General features: G+C 62.2%; 11 protein-coding genes and 2 tRNA genes. 12 read left to right on the top strand and 1 reads right to left on the bottom strand.

The window, feature by feature from the left end; translation table 11 throughout:
* Window positions 1-302: 302 nt before the first annotated feature.
* From PQU94_RS04895 to PQU94_RS04840, 12 genes are all read left to right on the top strand, one after another.
* Window positions 303-379: transfer RNA gene (locus PQU94_RS04895), tRNA-Arg, on the top strand.
* A gap of 205 nt (window positions 380-584) precedes the next feature.
* Window positions 585-677: a potassium-transporting ATPase subunit F gene (locus PQU94_RS04890; protein WP_272740371.1), complete on the top strand. Its 93-nt coding sequence runs from the start codon at window positions 585-587 to the stop codon at window positions 675-677.
* Between the two features lie 19 nt (window positions 678-696).
* Window positions 697-2,454 (top strand): potassium-transporting ATPase subunit KdpA, encoded by a 1,758-nt coding sequence (gene kdpA, locus PQU94_RS04885; RefSeq protein ID WP_272740370.1) that lies wholly within the window; start codon window positions 697-699, stop codon window positions 2,452-2,454.
* 5 nt (window positions 2,455-2,459) lie between these two features.
* Complete coding sequence (gene kdpB, locus PQU94_RS04880) at window positions 2,460-4,529, top strand: potassium-transporting ATPase subunit KdpB (RefSeq protein ID WP_272740369.1); 2,070 nt, start codon at window positions 2,460-2,462, stop codon at window positions 4,527-4,529.
* 26 nt (window positions 4,530-4,555) lie between these two features.
* Window positions 4,556-5,122 carry a potassium-transporting ATPase subunit KdpC gene (kdpC, locus tag PQU94_RS04875; protein ID WP_272740368.1) on the top strand — a complete coding sequence of 189 codons (567 nt, stop codon included), beginning with the start codon at window positions 4,556-4,558 and terminating at the stop codon, window positions 5,120-5,122.
* Complete coding sequence (locus PQU94_RS04870; protein ID WP_272740367.1) at window positions 5,119-7,809, top strand: DUF4118 domain-containing protein; 2,691 nt, start codon at window positions 5,119-5,121, stop codon at window positions 7,807-7,809. Before kdpC ends, PQU94_RS04870 begins: the two co-directional genes overlap by 4 nt.
* Window positions 7,806-8,486, top strand: coding sequence for a response regulator (locus tag PQU94_RS04865; RefSeq protein ID WP_272740366.1), 681 nt, complete (start codon window positions 7,806-7,808; stop codon window positions 8,484-8,486). Before PQU94_RS04870 ends, PQU94_RS04865 begins: the two co-directional genes overlap by 4 nt.
* A gap of 167 nt (window positions 8,487-8,653) precedes the next feature.
* Window positions 8,654-9,061: a hypothetical protein gene (locus PQU94_RS04860; RefSeq protein ID WP_272740365.1), complete on the top strand. Its 408-nt coding sequence runs from the start codon at window positions 8,654-8,656 to the stop codon at window positions 9,059-9,061.
* 15 nt (window positions 9,062-9,076) lie between these two features.
* Window positions 9,077-9,250, top strand: a complete 174-nt coding sequence (locus PQU94_RS04855; RefSeq protein WP_272740364.1) for a hypothetical protein — start codon at window positions 9,077-9,079, stop codon at window positions 9,248-9,250.
* A gap of 118 nt (window positions 9,251-9,368) precedes the next feature.
* Window positions 9,369-9,453 (top strand) — tRNA-Leu (locus PQU94_RS04850).
* Between the two features lie 247 nt (window positions 9,454-9,700).
* Entirely contained in the window at window positions 9,701-11,125 is a 1,425-nt protein-coding gene (mgtE, locus tag PQU94_RS04845; protein ID WP_409646797.1) for a magnesium transporter, read from the top strand.
* Window positions 11,126-11,303: 178 nt separating this feature from the next.
* Window positions 11,304-13,838 carry a lysozyme gene (locus PQU94_RS04840; RefSeq protein ID WP_272740362.1) on the top strand — a complete coding sequence of 845 codons (2,535 nt, stop codon included), beginning with the start codon at window positions 11,304-11,306 and terminating at the stop codon, window positions 13,836-13,838.
* A 93-nt stretch (window positions 13,839-13,931) separates the two neighbouring features.
* Here the strand turns inward: PQU94_RS04840 and PQU94_RS04835 are convergent, their stop codons facing one another.
* The gene (locus PQU94_RS04835; RefSeq protein ID WP_272740361.1) at window positions 13,932-14,438 is read right to left on the bottom strand and encodes a F0F1 ATP synthase subunit B family protein; all 507 of its coding nucleotides are present in this window, start codon (window positions 14,436-14,438) and stop codon (window positions 13,932-13,934) included.
* Window position 14,439: the final 1 nt, after the last annotated feature.

The raw sequence follows: 14,439 nt of genomic DNA, 5'->3' as shown, positions 1-14,439 counted from the left end.
GCGGCATTGAAAAGGTAGAAGACGGTGTCAAAAGCGCGCAAATGCAGAGGTTAACGGCTTGCGTCAAACGCCGTGAACGCCATGAAAACGAATCATGACCGAATCAGTGACATCGCCCGATGCCTGATTTGTTCTATACCAGATATAGTAGCGCGATAACGTATTAACCATACTCGTATAGCTCAATGGGCCGAGTCGCGCTTTGAGTCGAGTCGGCTCTGTTCTCACACAGGTTTTTAGACCAAACCGAGCTTGAAACGGCTTCTCAAAGGCGCGAACGGCGTGCTAAACCCGAGACGCGTGGCCCCTTAGCTCAGCCGGATAGAGCAAGGCTTTCCTAAAGCAGAGGTCGCAGGTTCGAGTCCTGCAGGGGTCACCATTTTCCAAATCTCTATACACAAAATATACGCCCCACGGCGTGATCTCTACACGCCCTATATGCGTCGGGGTTTAGGAGACGATCCAGCTTCCTGACTGGAATTGGAGCCTCTTATGACCTTTGTGTATCTGATGGCCGGGTGCGGTTTTTTCGCCCTGTGCCTGGGGTTTGTCCATGGCGCAGACCGCCTGCGGGAGGATCGGCCATGACCGTCCTCTATGTCGCCGCCGCTGTCCTTGTGCTGGTATTGGCGGCCTATCTGGTGGTCGCGCTGATCAAACCGGAAATTTTCCCGTAATCTTATCTGGAGAACCGGCATGTGGCTCGGTATCACCGCAAGCGCCTGGGTGCAGCTTGCGCTTTATATGTGCGTGCTTACGGCTCTGGCCGTCCCGCTGGGCGGGTATATGGCGCGCGTCTTCTCGGGTGAGCGTACCGTCCTGACCGCGATCTTTGGGCCGGTGGAGCGCCTGATTCATCGTCTGTGCGGCGTCAACTCCGTCGAAGAGATGACGTGGAAGACCTATGCGGTCGCCGTTATCCTGTTTTCGCTGACGGGGTTTGTGCTTCTCTTCGGGCTGCTGGTGGGGCAGGGCGTGCTGCCGCTCAATCCACAGCACCTGCCCGGACTGACACCCGATCTGGCCTTTAACACAGCCGTCAGCTTTATCACCAATACCAACTGGCAATCCTATGGCGGCGAAACGACGCTAAGCTATTTCAGCCAGATGGTCGGCCTGACCGTACAGAATTTCGTGTCTGCGGCCGTCGGCATGGCGGTGCTGGTGGCACTGATCCGCGGTCTGACGCGCCATTCAACCGACCGCCTGGGAAATTTCTGGACCGATCTCGTGCGGGCCAATCTCTACATCCTGCTGCCTCTGTCGCTGATCGTGGCCGTGGCGCTGGGCGGGCTGGGCGTCATCCAGACCTTCGACAGCTATGCCACAGCCAGAACGCTGGAGGGCCGCGATCAGGTCATCGCGCTGGGGCCCGTCGCCTCACAGGAAGCGATCAAGATGCTGGGCACCAATGGGGGCGGCTTCTTCAATACCAACTCGGCGCATCCGTTTGAAAACCCTACTCCGTTTTCGAACCTGATCGAGATGGTGTCGATCCTGCTGATCCCGGCGGCCCTGTGCTTCACCTTCGGAAAGATGGTGGGCGACCGGCGGCAGGGCGTGGCGATCTTTGCGGCCATGACCCTGGTCTTCGTGCCGTTCGCCGCCGCAGCCATCGGCTTTGAACAGGCCGGCAATCCGCATCTGGTGGCAGCGGGGGCTGACCCGACGACCGCGCAAGCCGGTGGCAATATGGCCCCCGCCACCGCGCAAGCCGGTGGCAATATGGAAGGCAAAGAAACGCGCTTCGGTATCGTCAATTCCGCTATCTGGGCAGCGGCCACGACGGCGGCGTCGAACGGCTCGGTCAATGCCATGCACGACAGTTTTACCCCGCTGGGCGGCCTTGTGCCCATGCTGCTGATGAAGTTCGGCGAAGTCATCTATGGCGGTGCCGGGTCCGGTCTTTACGGAATGCTGGTCTTCGTCATCCTGACCGTCTTCATTGCCGGGCTGATGGTCGGGCGCACGCCGGAATATCTGGGCAAGAAGATTGGCGGCTATGAGATCAAGATGGCCTCGATCGCTGTGCTTTTGCCCTGTGCGCTGGTGCTGGGGGCCACCGCCCTGGCCGTGGTGACGCCTCTGGGCAAGGCGGGGATATTCAACCCCGGTGCGCAGGGCTTTTCGGAGGTGCTCTATGCCTTCACCTCGGCGGCCAATAATAACGGATCGGCCTTTGCGGGCCTGAGCGCCAATACGCCTTTTTACAACACACTGTTGGCACTGTGTATGTTGTTCGGGCGCTTCTTCGTTCTGCTGCCCGTGCTGGCCATAGCCGGATCGCTGGCCGCCAAAAAAGCGGTTCCGGTGTCTGCCGGTACGCTGCCAACCCATACTCCTTTGTTCGTGGCCATACTGATCGGCGTCATTCTGCTGATCGGCGTCCTGACCTATGCGCCGGCTCTGGCGCTTGGACCGGTAATCGAACACCTCAATATGATCAAGGGCTAATCAACATGTCCTCCTTAACTGTGACCTACAAAACCGACATCGGTGCCGCGGCACTTCAGGCCCTGCGCCGCCTCGACCCGCGCTATCAGATCCGCAATCCGGTCATGTTCCTCGTCTGGGTAGGCTCGGTCGTGACCACCCTTGTTCTGGGAGTCATGCTCACAGGCACGGGCGCCCGCCTGCCCGAATTCCATCAGCCCATCTGGTTTGTCGGTCTGATCTGTTTCTGGCTGTGGTTCACCGTCCTGTTTGCCAACTTCGCTGAGACCGTGGCGGAGGGGCGTGGCAAGGCGCAGGCTGACAGCCTGAAAAAGACCCGCCGCGACGTCTCGGCCAAAAAGCTCGACAAATCAAAGAAGCAGACGGTCGTCGCCGCCAACAGCCTGCGCAAGGGCGATGTGATCCGCATTGATGCCGGGGACGTGGTGCCCGCCGATGGTCAGGTCATTGAAGGCATTGCCAGTGTCGATGAAAGCGCCATAACCGGTGAGTCCGCCCCGGTGATCCGCGAATCCGGCGGCGACCGCGACGCCGTGACCGGCGGGACGCGCGTCCTGTCGGACTGGCTGATCGTCAGGGTGACGGCCGATCCGGGCGAGAGCTTTCTGGATCGCATGATCGGCCTTGTCGAGTCGGCCAAGCGTCAGAAGACCCCGAACGAGATTGCCCTGTCGATCCTGCTGGCGGCGCTGAGCCTCGTCTTCCTGATGGCCTGTGCGACGCTCTTGCCCTTCTCGCTGTTCAGCGTCGCGCGTGCCGGGTCGGGTACGGTGATTTCAATCGTCGTGCTGATCGCCCTGCTGGTCTGTCTGATCCCGACGACGATCGGCGGGCTGTTGTCGGCCATCGGCATTTCCGGGATGCAGCGCCTGATCAAGGCCAATGTCATCGCCACGTCGGGGCGGGCGGTCGAGGCGGCGGGCGATGTCAATGTGCTGCTGCTGGACAAGACCGGCACCATCACCTTTGGCAACCGTCAGGCGGTCGAATTCATCCCTTCCAGCCAGGTTTCGGCGCAGCAACTGGCCGAGGCGGCAGAGCTATCGTCGCTGGCCGATGAAACCCCGGAGGGCCGCTCGATTGTGGCTCTGGCGCGTGGCCAGTTTGGTCTGGCTGAGCGCAAGGCCAGCGATATCGAGGCGGAATTCATCCCCTTTTCGGCGGAACAGCGCGTGTCCGGCGTGGTGATCAACGAACGCCATATCTTCAAGGGGGCGGGCGACGCCATTGGCAAGCTGGTGGCCAAGCGGGGCGGGGCCATGCCGGCCGAAGTGGCCGCTGCCGTGGAAGACATTGCCCGCAAGGGCGGCACACCGCTGATCGTGGCCGAAGGTCCGAAAGTTCTGGGGGTGATCTACCTCAAGGACATCGTCAAGCCCGATATCAAGGTGCGTCTGGGCGAATTGCGCAAGATGGGCATCAAGTCGGTGATGATCACCGGAGACAACCCGCTGACCGCGGCGGCTATCGCGTCAGAGGCCGGCGTCGATGACTTTGTGGCCGAGGCAACGCCCGAGACGAAGCTCAAATATATCCGCAAGATGCAGGAAGGCGGTGAGATGGTGGCCATGGTTGGTGATGGCACCAATGACGCTCCGGCGCTGGCGCAATCGGACGTGGCGGTGGCCATGAATTCCGGCACGCAGGCGGCCAAGGAGGCCGGAAACATGGTCGATCTCGATTCCGATCCGACCAAGCTGATCGAAATTGTCGAAATCGGCAAACAGCTTCTGATGACGCGCGGGGCTCTGACCACCTTCAGTATCGCCAACGATCTGGCCAAGTATTTTGCCATTATCCCGGCCGCCTTTGCCACCACCTATCCGGCGCTGGGGCTCCTCAACATCATGGGCCTGTCCTCGCCGCAAAGCGCCATCCTGTCGGCGGTCATCTTCAACGCCCTGATCATTATCGCTCTGATCCCGCTGGCGCTGAAAGGCGTCAAATATCGCGCGGAATCGGCCTCGGCCATGCTGTCGCGCCACGCCTTCCTCTACGGTCTGGGCGGGATCGTCACCCCGTTCATCGGTATCAAACTCATCGACCTCGGCCTGACCGCCGTGGGTCTGGTTTAAGCACGTCAGGCTTGCGAGGTACTACTATGTTACTCATCACACACCTTCGTCCCGCTCTGGTTTCCATGGGCCTGTTTACTCTGCTGTGCGGTGGCCTCTACCCACTGGCCACGACGGGTATCGTTCAGGGCCTGTTTGCCGACAAGGCCAAGGGTTCGCTGATCCGTGACGGTCAGACCGTGATCGGATCGCGCCTGATTGGTCAGAACTTCACCCAGCCCGGCTATTTGTGGGGGCGTCTCTCGGCCACCGGCCCCGCCCCTTATAATGCCGGTGCGTCGTCGGGCTCTAACTATGGGGTCAACAACCCGGCGCTTGTTACCGCGGCGCAAGGCCGTATTGAAGCCCTGGGCGTCACGGGCCCGGTGCCTGTCGATCTGATCACTGCCTCAGGCTCAGGCCTCGACCCGCACATCAGCCCGGCGGCGGCGGAGATTCAGGTGCCGCGTATTGCCTCCGCGCGTGGGGTGACGCCAGAGCAGGTGCGCGCCGCTATTCACGCCGCCACTGAGGGCCGCAGCTTCGGAATCCTCGGCGAACCGCGCGTGAACGTGCTAGAGGTCAATCTGAGGCTGGATGGCAAGATCAAGTGACCGCGGACCAAAGACCCGACCCTGATAAACTGCTCGCCCTTGTCAGCAAGGACAGAGGCGACGGCGCGCCGGATACCCCCCGTCGCGGGCGGCTGAAAATCTTTTTTGGTGCCAATGCCGGCGTGGGCAAGACCTACGCCATGCTCAGCGAGGCGCGCCGTCTGTTTGCCGAAGGGCGGGACGTGGTGATCGGGGTGGTCGAACATCATGGTCGTCCCGAGACCCTGGCCCTGATCGACGGTCTGCCGCTGCTGCCGTTGCGCGAGGTCAGCCATCGCGACATTCGCCTGACCGAGTTTGACATCGACTTGGCGCTTGAGCGGCGTCCCCACCTGATCCTGATCGACGAATACGCCCATACCAATGCGCCCGGGTCGCGTCATCCCAAACGCTGGCAGGATGTGGAGGAACTGCTGGCGGCGGGCATAGACGTCTATACGACGCTCAATGTGCAGCATCTCGAAAGCCTGAACGATGTGGTGGCGCGCCTGACCGGCGTGTGGGTGCGTGAAACGGTGCCCGATGCCGCTTTCGATGCGGCGGACGAGATTGCGCTTATCGACCTGTCGCCGGACGAGCTTCTGAAACGGCTGGCCGAAGGCAAGGTCTATGTGGCCGAAGGGGCGCAGACCCGTGCCGCCGACAACTTCTTTAAAAAAGCCAATCTGGGGCGTCTGCGAGAAATCGCCCTGCGACGCACGGCCGAGCGCATCGACGCCCAGAATGACGCCCTGAGTGCCGCCATGGGGCAGGCCGAATCGGCGACAGGCGACAAGATTCTGGTGCTGGTCGGGCCGGACGCCCTGTCGGCACGCCTGATCCGCCATACCAAGCGCATGGCTGACCGGGCCCGCGCCGCCTGGTTTGCCCTCTACCTGCATACCGACCGCCACGAAGCCCTGCCGGACAAGGCGCGCCGCCGCGTCGAGCACAATCTGCGGCTGGCCGAAAAGCTGGGGGCGCGGGTGGTGCGCCTCAATGCCGGGCGCGCCGCCTCGGCGGTCCTCACCTATGCGCGTCAGAACGGCTTTACGCGCCTTGTGCTGGGCCACAGCCCGCAGCCGTGGTGGCGCGCGCTGATGGGCGGACGCAGCCTGTCGCAAAAGCTGATCAGTCAGGGTGCCGGTCTTGAAATCACCACGCTAAGCGCCGACAGCGCCGAAGATAAGGCAGAGGCGGACGGTCGCACGGTGGCTCAGGCCCTGAGGCCGCTTCCCTATCTGATGGCGGTTGCTGCTACGGCGCTGGTGACCGCGCTGGGCCTGCCTTTCCGGGACGTGGTCGATCCCGACAGCTTTATCATGCTTTATATGACCGCCGTGGTGGCGGTGGCGGCACGCTATGGGATCGGTCCGGCGGTCTTTACCTCGGTCCTGTCGGTCCTGACCTTCAACTGGTTCTATGTCGAACCCTATTACAGCCTGACCTTCGACCGGGTAGGCTATGCCGTCACCTTTGTGGTCATGCTGATCACCTCACTGATCGTCGGTTCGCTGACGGCGCGCCTGTCTCTCCATGCGCGACTGGCGCGCAAGGGGGAGGTGGAAACGCGGCTCCTCTACGATATTTCGCGGCAACTGGGGGGGGCGCGTGACGCCGCCGACATCGGGCAGGTGATCGAGCGCCACCTTCAAACGGTATTCGAGGTCGAACTGGGGCTGTGGTACGAAGGCCAGCAGGTTGCCGGGAAGGCGGAGCACGACCCCAAGGAGCTGGCAGCGGTGCAGTGGGTGGCTCAGAACCGTCAGATGGCTGGCCGCGATACCGATACCCTGCCCACAGCGCAGGGGCTTTACCTGCCCGTGAGCGCCGAACAAAGTGTCATCGGCGTCATGTGCCTGACGCCGACCGAAACGACGCGGCAGTTCAGCGGGGCGGAGCTTCTGGTGTTCGAGACCGTGGCCACCCTGATCGCCGGCGCGTTGCAACGGACCCGCCAGACGGCTTTGGCCGAGGCCACCCGCGTTGAAAGCGAGAATGAAAAGCTGCGCAATGTCCTGCTGGCCTCCCTGTCGCACGACCTGAAGACGCCGCTGACCGTCATGAACGGGGCCGTGGGCTCGCTCCTGAAAATGCGCAAAAAGCTGCCCCGGGAAGCGGTGGATGAACTGACGGCCCTGTGGAGCCATCTGGCGCGCCTGCAAAAATTTGTCGGCAATCTGCTGCGCATGGCCGCTATCACGTCCGGACAACTGCACCTCAGCTTTGAGCCCTATCTGATACAGGAAGTGGCCGGAGCGGCGCTCAATCGTATCGAGGCCATGCGTGGAGACCGTCAGATCCGGACCCTGATCAGCGGCACCTTGCCTATGGTGCGCATCGACGGAGCCCTGATCGAGCAGGTGCTGATCAACCTGCTGGAAAACGCCATCGCTCATACGGCGGAGGACGGGCAGATCACCCTGTCGTTCGAAACCGACGCCGATCGTGTGCGTGTGCGCGTCAGCGACAACGGGCCAGGACTGAGGCCGGGGGAGGAGGATCGCATTTTCGATAAGTTCTATACCTACGGCCAGCAGATTTCGGATCGTCAGACCGAAAGCAGCGGTCTTGGCCTCGCCATCTGCAAGGCTATTGTCGAAGCGCATGGCGGCCTGATCTACGCCAAGACCAATCCGTTAAAAGACGGCGTCGGTGGCGGGGCCAGCTTTATCTTTACCCTGCCTGTGGTTACAAGCGGCGCATGACCCGCATACTGATCATCGAAGACGAGGCCGATATACGCCGCTACCTGCGCGCCACACTGACGGCACAGGATTACGAGGTGCTGGAAGCGGCCACGGCGAAGGAGGGGATGCAGAAGCTGACGCTCAACCGGCCTGATCTCGTTCTGCTCGATCTCGGCCTGCCGGATCAGGATGGCCAGGACCTGATCCGCAGCCTCCGCGAATGGTCCCAGACGCCCGTGATCGTGCTGTCGGCGCGCGAGCAGGAAACGGATAAGGTCGAGGCCCTTGAAAACGGTGCCGACGACTACCTGACCAAGCCCTTTGCGCCGGGCGAACTGCTGGCACGCATCAAGGTCGCCCTGCGCCATGCGGCACAGGCCGGCACCGAAGCGCCGAAAGTTTTCGAGCGTGACGGCCTCTGTGTCGATCAGGCGGCGCGCCGCGTGACGCTTCAGGGCGAAGACCTGCGTCTGACTCCTATTGAATACAAGCTGCTGACGACCCTGACCGATCATGCGGGCAAGGTTCTGACTCATCTTCAGCTTCTCAAAGCCGTCTGGGGGCGGCACACGACGGAACAGAGCCATTATCTGCGCATCCACGTTCAGCACCTGCGCGAAAAACTGAACGATGACCCGTTAAGTCCGCGTTTTATCTTCACTGAACCGGGGATCGGCTATCGGTTTCGCCCCTAGAGCGGCTATTATCCGCCACCACGCCACCTCCCAGGCTTGGGTTACGCCTTGTTGAAGCGTATCCAAAGGGTCACGCAGTGGGAAATTTACGCTTTGTCCAGTAAATCTGTTTAGGATTTACGGTACGCAGCCTGTAAATCCCGGTAATCACCTTACCCGTTATCTCCATGATTACCTCCGACTCTTTGCCTCTTCACTATGGACTTCCGTATCTCACCGTTTGCGGTGCGGCGGTGATCGTCTTCATTCTGGGGGCTGTCGATAAGGTGATGCGTCTGCGCAAGGCGACCCGAGGCAAGACGGATTTTTTCGCCCGCTACGAGCGTCTGGGGCTGGGCATGGCCCTGCTGACCGAAGGACTGGCAGTGACGGCGATTGTCACCGGCTTGGCCCTGTTGCCTGCGGCTATGGGTCTGGCTGGATACATTGTCGTTGTGGCCGCCTATAGCCTGAACGGCGAGGGCGAAGAAAGGGTGTCCCTGTTTTCGGTAGAAACCCTGCGTATGGACCTGGCGCTGGTGGGGCTGCTCGTCGTTCTTCTGACCATTGCCTATTCCCTGCGACTGGCGAACTGAGGCGAAACACAGACAATGCCCGTTCCCAATTATCAGGCCGTTATCCTTCTTCACCGTTTGCGTATCCGGGCGCGTCGGCTCCGGGACGTCAATCAGACGGCCGGAAATGCGTCGATTGCGGACATTTACGCCCGGATCGACGTCTGGCTGGAAGGCCAGATGGCGCATGCCATTGCGGCGAAGCGATAGGCCATACGCCGCACGCTGGGGCCTGATCGGCGCTTTTTTGGCAAAATCAGGGGATAATGCACTTTTGTCGCTTCACAAAACCGCTAAGGCTTGCTAAGTGGCGCGCCTCCTGATGTGTGCGGTCGTGGCGGAATTGGTAGACGCGCAGCGTTGAGGTCGCTGTGCCGCAAGGCGTGGAAGTTCGAGTCTTCTCGACCGCACCATCCGGGTCAAAAAAGGTTTTGAGGCGCAAACCTCAGAACCTTTTTTTGTGTCCGCAGTCTGGCGAAACCGGTTGCAATCCCTAGGGATTCGGCCCAGTGTCTGGCTCCGGCAAAAGACGTATGCCACAGGGGAAGTCGCCATGGACAGGGAGGGGGAGAGTTGTCACAAAAGCCCGAACCTGAACTCGATACCCTGGCCACACCGCCCGATGAACTGCGCGGCTCGCTGAAGGCTCTGGCCGATGCCGTGGCGCGTGAGACCGCCGAGGCCGACGATCGCCCCGAACTGATCACCCCGGAACAGATCGAAGACTTCGCGCTTCAGGACGACTACGCCCTTAATCCGGAATATATTCAGCTCGTTATCGACGCTGCGGATCGCAATGACGGCCTGCGTCTGCGTGATCTTCTGGACGCCCTGCACCCGGCCGATGTCGCCGACCTGCTGGGCTTCCTGTCCGAAGATTACCGCGAACAGGTCATTCCCTGGATCCCCGCCGATGCCCTGCCGGACGTGCTGCCGGAGCTCGATGACGGCATCCGTGAGGAGATCGTTGAGAACCTGCGCCCGGTCGATCTGGCCGAAGTGCTTCAGGAACTCGATTCCGACGATGCGGCGGCCGTCTTCGAGGACATGGAGGCCGAGCAGCAGCAGGCGGTTCTGGCGGCCATGGACCCCGAAGACCGCGAGGCCATGGTCACCTCTCTGGCCTTTGAGGAAGAAACCGCCGGGCGCCTGATGCAGCGCGAAGTGGTCGCGGCGCCCGATTTCTGGAATGTCGGCGACGCCATCGACCATATGCGGGCGCACGGGGCCGACCTGCCGGAACTGTTCTTCGACGTCTATGTGATTTCCCCGACGCATAAGCCGATCGGCGCGCTGCCCGTTTCGCTTCTGATGCGCACGCCGCGCGAAGTCCGCCTGTCGGCCATTATGGAACCGATCACCGAGATCGAGGTCCATATGGATCAGGAAGAGGTGGCCTATATCTTTGAAAAATACCACCTGATCTCGGCCCCGGTCGTCGATCAGGGCGGGCGGCTGGTCGGTCAGATCACGGTCGATGACATCGTTAACATCATTCAGGAAGAAAACCGCGAGGATATTCTGGCCCTCGCCGGTGTGTCGGATGAGGAGGGGCGTGACTCCACGGTGTTTGAGGTGGTGCGCTCGCGCCTGCCTTGGCTGTGCGTCAACCTGCTGACAGCCTTTGTGGCTTCGTCGCTGATCGGCATGTTCCAGAGCGAAATCGAAAAGCTGGTGGCGCTGGCCGTGCTGATGCCGATGGTCGCCTCCATCGGCGGCAATTCCGGCACTCAGGCCCTGACCGTGTCGGTGCGTGCCCTGTCGGCGCGCGAACTGACCACGGCCAATGCCTTGCGCACCGTCTGGCGTGAGGTGCGGGTGGGGTGGTTTAATGGTGCGGTGATCGCCTGCATACTGGGCTGCGTCGCGGGCACGGTTTGGCAGAACCCCATGCTGGGGGTCACGATTGCTTTGGCGGTACTGATCAATCTGACGGCGGCGGCTCTGGCCGGGACGCTGGTGCCGCTCACCCTGTCGAAGCTCGACCGCGATCCGGCGGTGGCGTCGCCCATTTTCGTCACCATGGTGACCGACTGCATCGGATTTTTTAGTTTCCTCGGGCTGGCGGCGATAATTCTGTTGTAAAAACGTTAGAGCCTATGGATAGCTAATCAGGCGGTATTAATCTTTTTTCTTAATCTTGTCGGCGGCGGAAGTTGTCGAATCGTATTGAAAAAGCGGGTGGGGGTGTCCGTAGCGGCGCGATGCTTGCTGGGCCTTCTACCTATCTCCGTAAGTGTACCGTTTTGGTTCAGGAAAAGTGATGAGAGCGCGTCATAAGATCTCCCGCGCCGGAGTCGAGCTGATCAAGAGTTTCGAAGGCTTGCGCCAGCAGGCTTCGCAGTTGCCCGACGGGCGCTGGATGATCGGCTATGGCCATACCTTTTCCGCCCGCGAAGGGGCGCGCGTCACGGCAGAGGATGCCGATGCGCTTCTGCGCTTTGACCTTCTGCCCATTGTCGAGGCGGTCAATAATCTTGTCCACACGCCGCTGACGCAAAACCAGTTCGATGCTCTGGTGTCGTTCTGCTTCAATGTCGGCATCGAGGCCTTCGGTCAGTCGGACGTACTGCGCCGTGTCAATGAAGGCCGCGTCACCGAAGCGGCGCAGGCCATGGACAACTGGACCAGCGCAGAGTTCAACGGCCAAACCTATGTACTGGCCCCGCTGATCCGCCGCCGCGCCTCGGAAAAGAGCCTGTTCCTGACCCCCGATATGGAGGGGATGGAGCTTGATCCGCAACTGCTGACCCCCGGCATGGTCATCCGTCCTGCCGAAACTCCGGTGGCGCAACCCACCCCGGTCGCGCCTGCGGCCCCCAAGCCCGTCATTACCCGCGTCGCCGATGTCGCTGAGACCCCGACACCCGCCACTCCGTCCATGGATGTACAGGCGGCTCTGCTCAAGGCGGAGCAGGAGGCGCGTATTCAGGCCGAGTTCCGACGTCTGGAGCAGGTTCGTCTCGAAGAAACCCAGCGCCGTGATGCCGAACGGGCCGCCGCCGAAGAGGCCCGCAAGCGCGAAGCCGAACGCGCTGAGGAGGCCCGGCGTGCCGAAGCCGCACGTCAGGCTGAAGCGCGGCGGCTGGCCGACGAAGCGCGTGCGCGTGAGGATGAACGTCTCCGCGAAGAGGCCCGCCGTCTGGAAGCCATCCGTCTGGCTGAGGAAACGCGGGTGCGTGAGGAAGCCCGTCTCCGCGAAGAGGCGCGGTTGCGCGAAGAAGCCCGCCTGCGCGAGGAACTGAGGCAGCGCGAGGAAGCGCGTCTGCGTGAAGAAGCCAAGCTGCGTGAGGAAATCCGCCTGCGTGAAGAGGCGCGTATTCGCGAGGATGCTCTGCGTCAGGAGGCGATGCGCCAGGCGCAGGCTCTGGCGGCGGCGCGTGTGGCTGAGGAGGCGCGGCTCAGCGAATTGCGTCGTCTGGAAGATGCGCGTCTGGAACAGCAGCGCCTTGAGCGGCAGCGGCTTGAGGATGAGGCGCGGGTCCGCGAAGAGGCGGCGCGTCTGGAGCAGATGCGTCAGGAGCAGGCCCGACTTGAACAGGCTCGGTTGGAACAGGCCAGGCTTGAGCAAGAGCGTCTGGAGCGTGAACGCCTCGAGCGCGAACGGATTGAGCGCGAAGAGGCGGCGCGTCAGGAGCAGGTTAGACTGGAGCAAGAGCGCCAGGAACGTGAACGCCAAGAACGTGAGCGTCTGGAACGTGAGCGTCAGGAGCAGGGGCGACTTGAGCGCGAAAGGCTGGAAGCTGAGCGACAAGCCCGCGAACAGGCCGAGGCTGCGGCCCGTGCCGAGCAGGCGCGCACGGCTCAGCCGCCGCTGACGCCGGAGCCATCGGCACCGAAGCCCGTAGATAGCGATGCCGAGGCAGCGCGCAAGGCCGAAGCCGCCGCCGCCCTGATGCGGCTCTACTCGCCCTATGCGACCATGGCCGGGCCTCTGGTCAAGCCAAAGCCGGCGACAACGCCAGCCCCCGCACCGGCCCCTGCGCCGGTTCAGGCGTCCCCGCATAACCCGCCTCCGCTGGCGGCGGTCGCTAATCCGACGCCGACGCCGACGGCAGCACCGTTCGACCTGTCGTCCCGACCTGACCCGGAACCGCCTGTGGTCGCTGAGACCGATGCCGAGGACGAGGACGACGCGCCGCTGGTCATGCGGCTGCATAGTAAGGTCGAGCCGGGGGTACGCCCTAATCCGTCGCTGGTCGCGCCCCCGACGGTGGTGGCCTCTCCGGTCAGTATAAAGACGGACACCGCAGCGGCTGTGGCCGCGGCGCCGGCACCCCTTGCGTCGCAGCCGCAACCTGTGCCCGAACCGGCCAGAGACGTTCCCAGAGAGGCTTCCAGAGAAGCCCCCCTGCACTGGCGCGAGCAGTTGCAGCATCCCGCGTCCGGTCTGACCGGGATGGCTGCGGCCGCTGCCGTCCACACCGATGCCCTTAGCCTCAATGCTCAGGCTGCGCCTCAGACCTATGTCCATACCGAAGAGGTCGTCGAAGATGATGAGTGGCTGGCCGAGGATGGCCGCATCGCGGTTTCGACCGAAGAGGCCGAAGCCAATGAGCGCAGCCTGTGGCAGATGATCGCCTCAACCCTGCAATGGATATTCATTTCGGTGATCGGTCTGGCGGCGCTGGGCGGGGCGGCCGGGGCCTATCAGAAGGCCATCAATCTCGAAATGACCGAGCCCGGCAATGCCGATGTCTTCACCACCATGTCGATTACGCTGGCCGTGGTGGGCATAGTCTGCGTCTGCGTCTCGGTGTGGCTGATCTTCCGCCGTCTGGGTGGGTTGAAGGACTGAAGCCGCATACGGCCTGATAGAGTTGATCCAACGGAAACAGAAAAGGCCCTGCCGAAACCGGCAGGGCCATTATTTTTGCGCGATCGCCGTGTCTTACGACAGGCGGGTCGCCACCTGCGTGATGGCCTGATCGACCAGCGGATCGCTCTTCAGACCGTCGGCGCGGCTGATGAGGATGTTTTCCGCAATCTGCGTTGCCAGATCGGCGGCTGCGGCCTTGACCTCAGACGCGGCCTTGGCCTCGGCCTGAGCGATCTTGGCTTCGGCCTGCGCCTGACGGCGCTTGATCGACTCGTCGAGTTTCGCCTTGGCCTCGGCGGCGAGGCGTTGCGCCTCTTCCTCGGCAAAGGCGATCAGTTCCTTGGCCTTTTGCTCGGCCTCAAGGCGCTCGGCCTTGATCTGGTTGAGCAGGGCCTGCGCTTCCTGACGGATGCGCACGGCCTCATCCAGTTCGGCGCGCACGGCATTGCCAGTGTCGGCCAGAGAGGCCCACAGCTTTTGCGGCACCTTCATGACGATTAAAAGCAGGAAGAAGCAACCCAGACCGATACGGACCCAGGTTTCCGGATTGGCCCAGAAGGACGGTTCAGCGTGTTCCATC

It is taken from the genome of Asticcacaulis currens (assembly GCF_028550395.1).
Classification (GTDB): domain Bacteria; phylum Pseudomonadota; class Alphaproteobacteria; order Caulobacterales; family Caulobacteraceae; genus Asticcacaulis; species Asticcacaulis currens.
The sequence above is the reverse complement of the archived record's forward strand: the minus strand, read 5'-3'. Positions and strand labels throughout refer to the sequence as shown.

Excerpts from the sequence above, each read along its gene's own strand:
- PQU94_RS04890 (WP_272740371.1), top strand. The coding sequence starts at position 585 with ATGACCGTCCTCTATGTCGCCGCCGCTGTCCTTGTGCTGGTATTGGCG.
- kdpA (WP_272740370.1), top strand. The coding sequence starts at position 697 with ATGTGGCTCGGTATCACCGCAAGCGCCTGGGTGCAGCTTGCGCTTTAT.
- kdpB (WP_272740369.1), top strand. The coding sequence starts at position 2,460 with ATGTCCTCCTTAACTGTGACCTACAAAACCGACATCGGTGCCGCGGCA.
- kdpC (WP_272740368.1), top strand. The coding sequence starts at position 4,556 with ATGTTACTCATCACACACCTTCGTCCCGCTCTGGTTTCCATGGGCCTG.
- PQU94_RS04865 (WP_272740366.1), top strand. The coding sequence starts at position 7,806 with ATGACCCGCATACTGATCATCGAAGACGAGGCCGATATACGCCGCTAC.
- PQU94_RS04860 (WP_272740365.1), top strand. The coding sequence starts at position 8,654 with ATGATTACCTCCGACTCTTTGCCTCTTCACTATGGACTTCCGTATCTC.
- PQU94_RS04855 (WP_272740364.1), top strand. The coding sequence starts at position 9,077 with ATGCCCGTTCCCAATTATCAGGCCGTTATCCTTCTTCACCGTTTGCGT.
- PQU94_RS04840 (WP_272740362.1), top strand. The coding sequence starts at position 11,304 with ATGAGAGCGCGTCATAAGATCTCCCGCGCCGGAGTCGAGCTGATCAAG.
- PQU94_RS04835 (WP_272740361.1), bottom strand. The coding sequence starts at position 14,438 with ATGGAACACGCTGAACCGTCCTTCTGGGCCAATCCGGAAACCTGGGTC.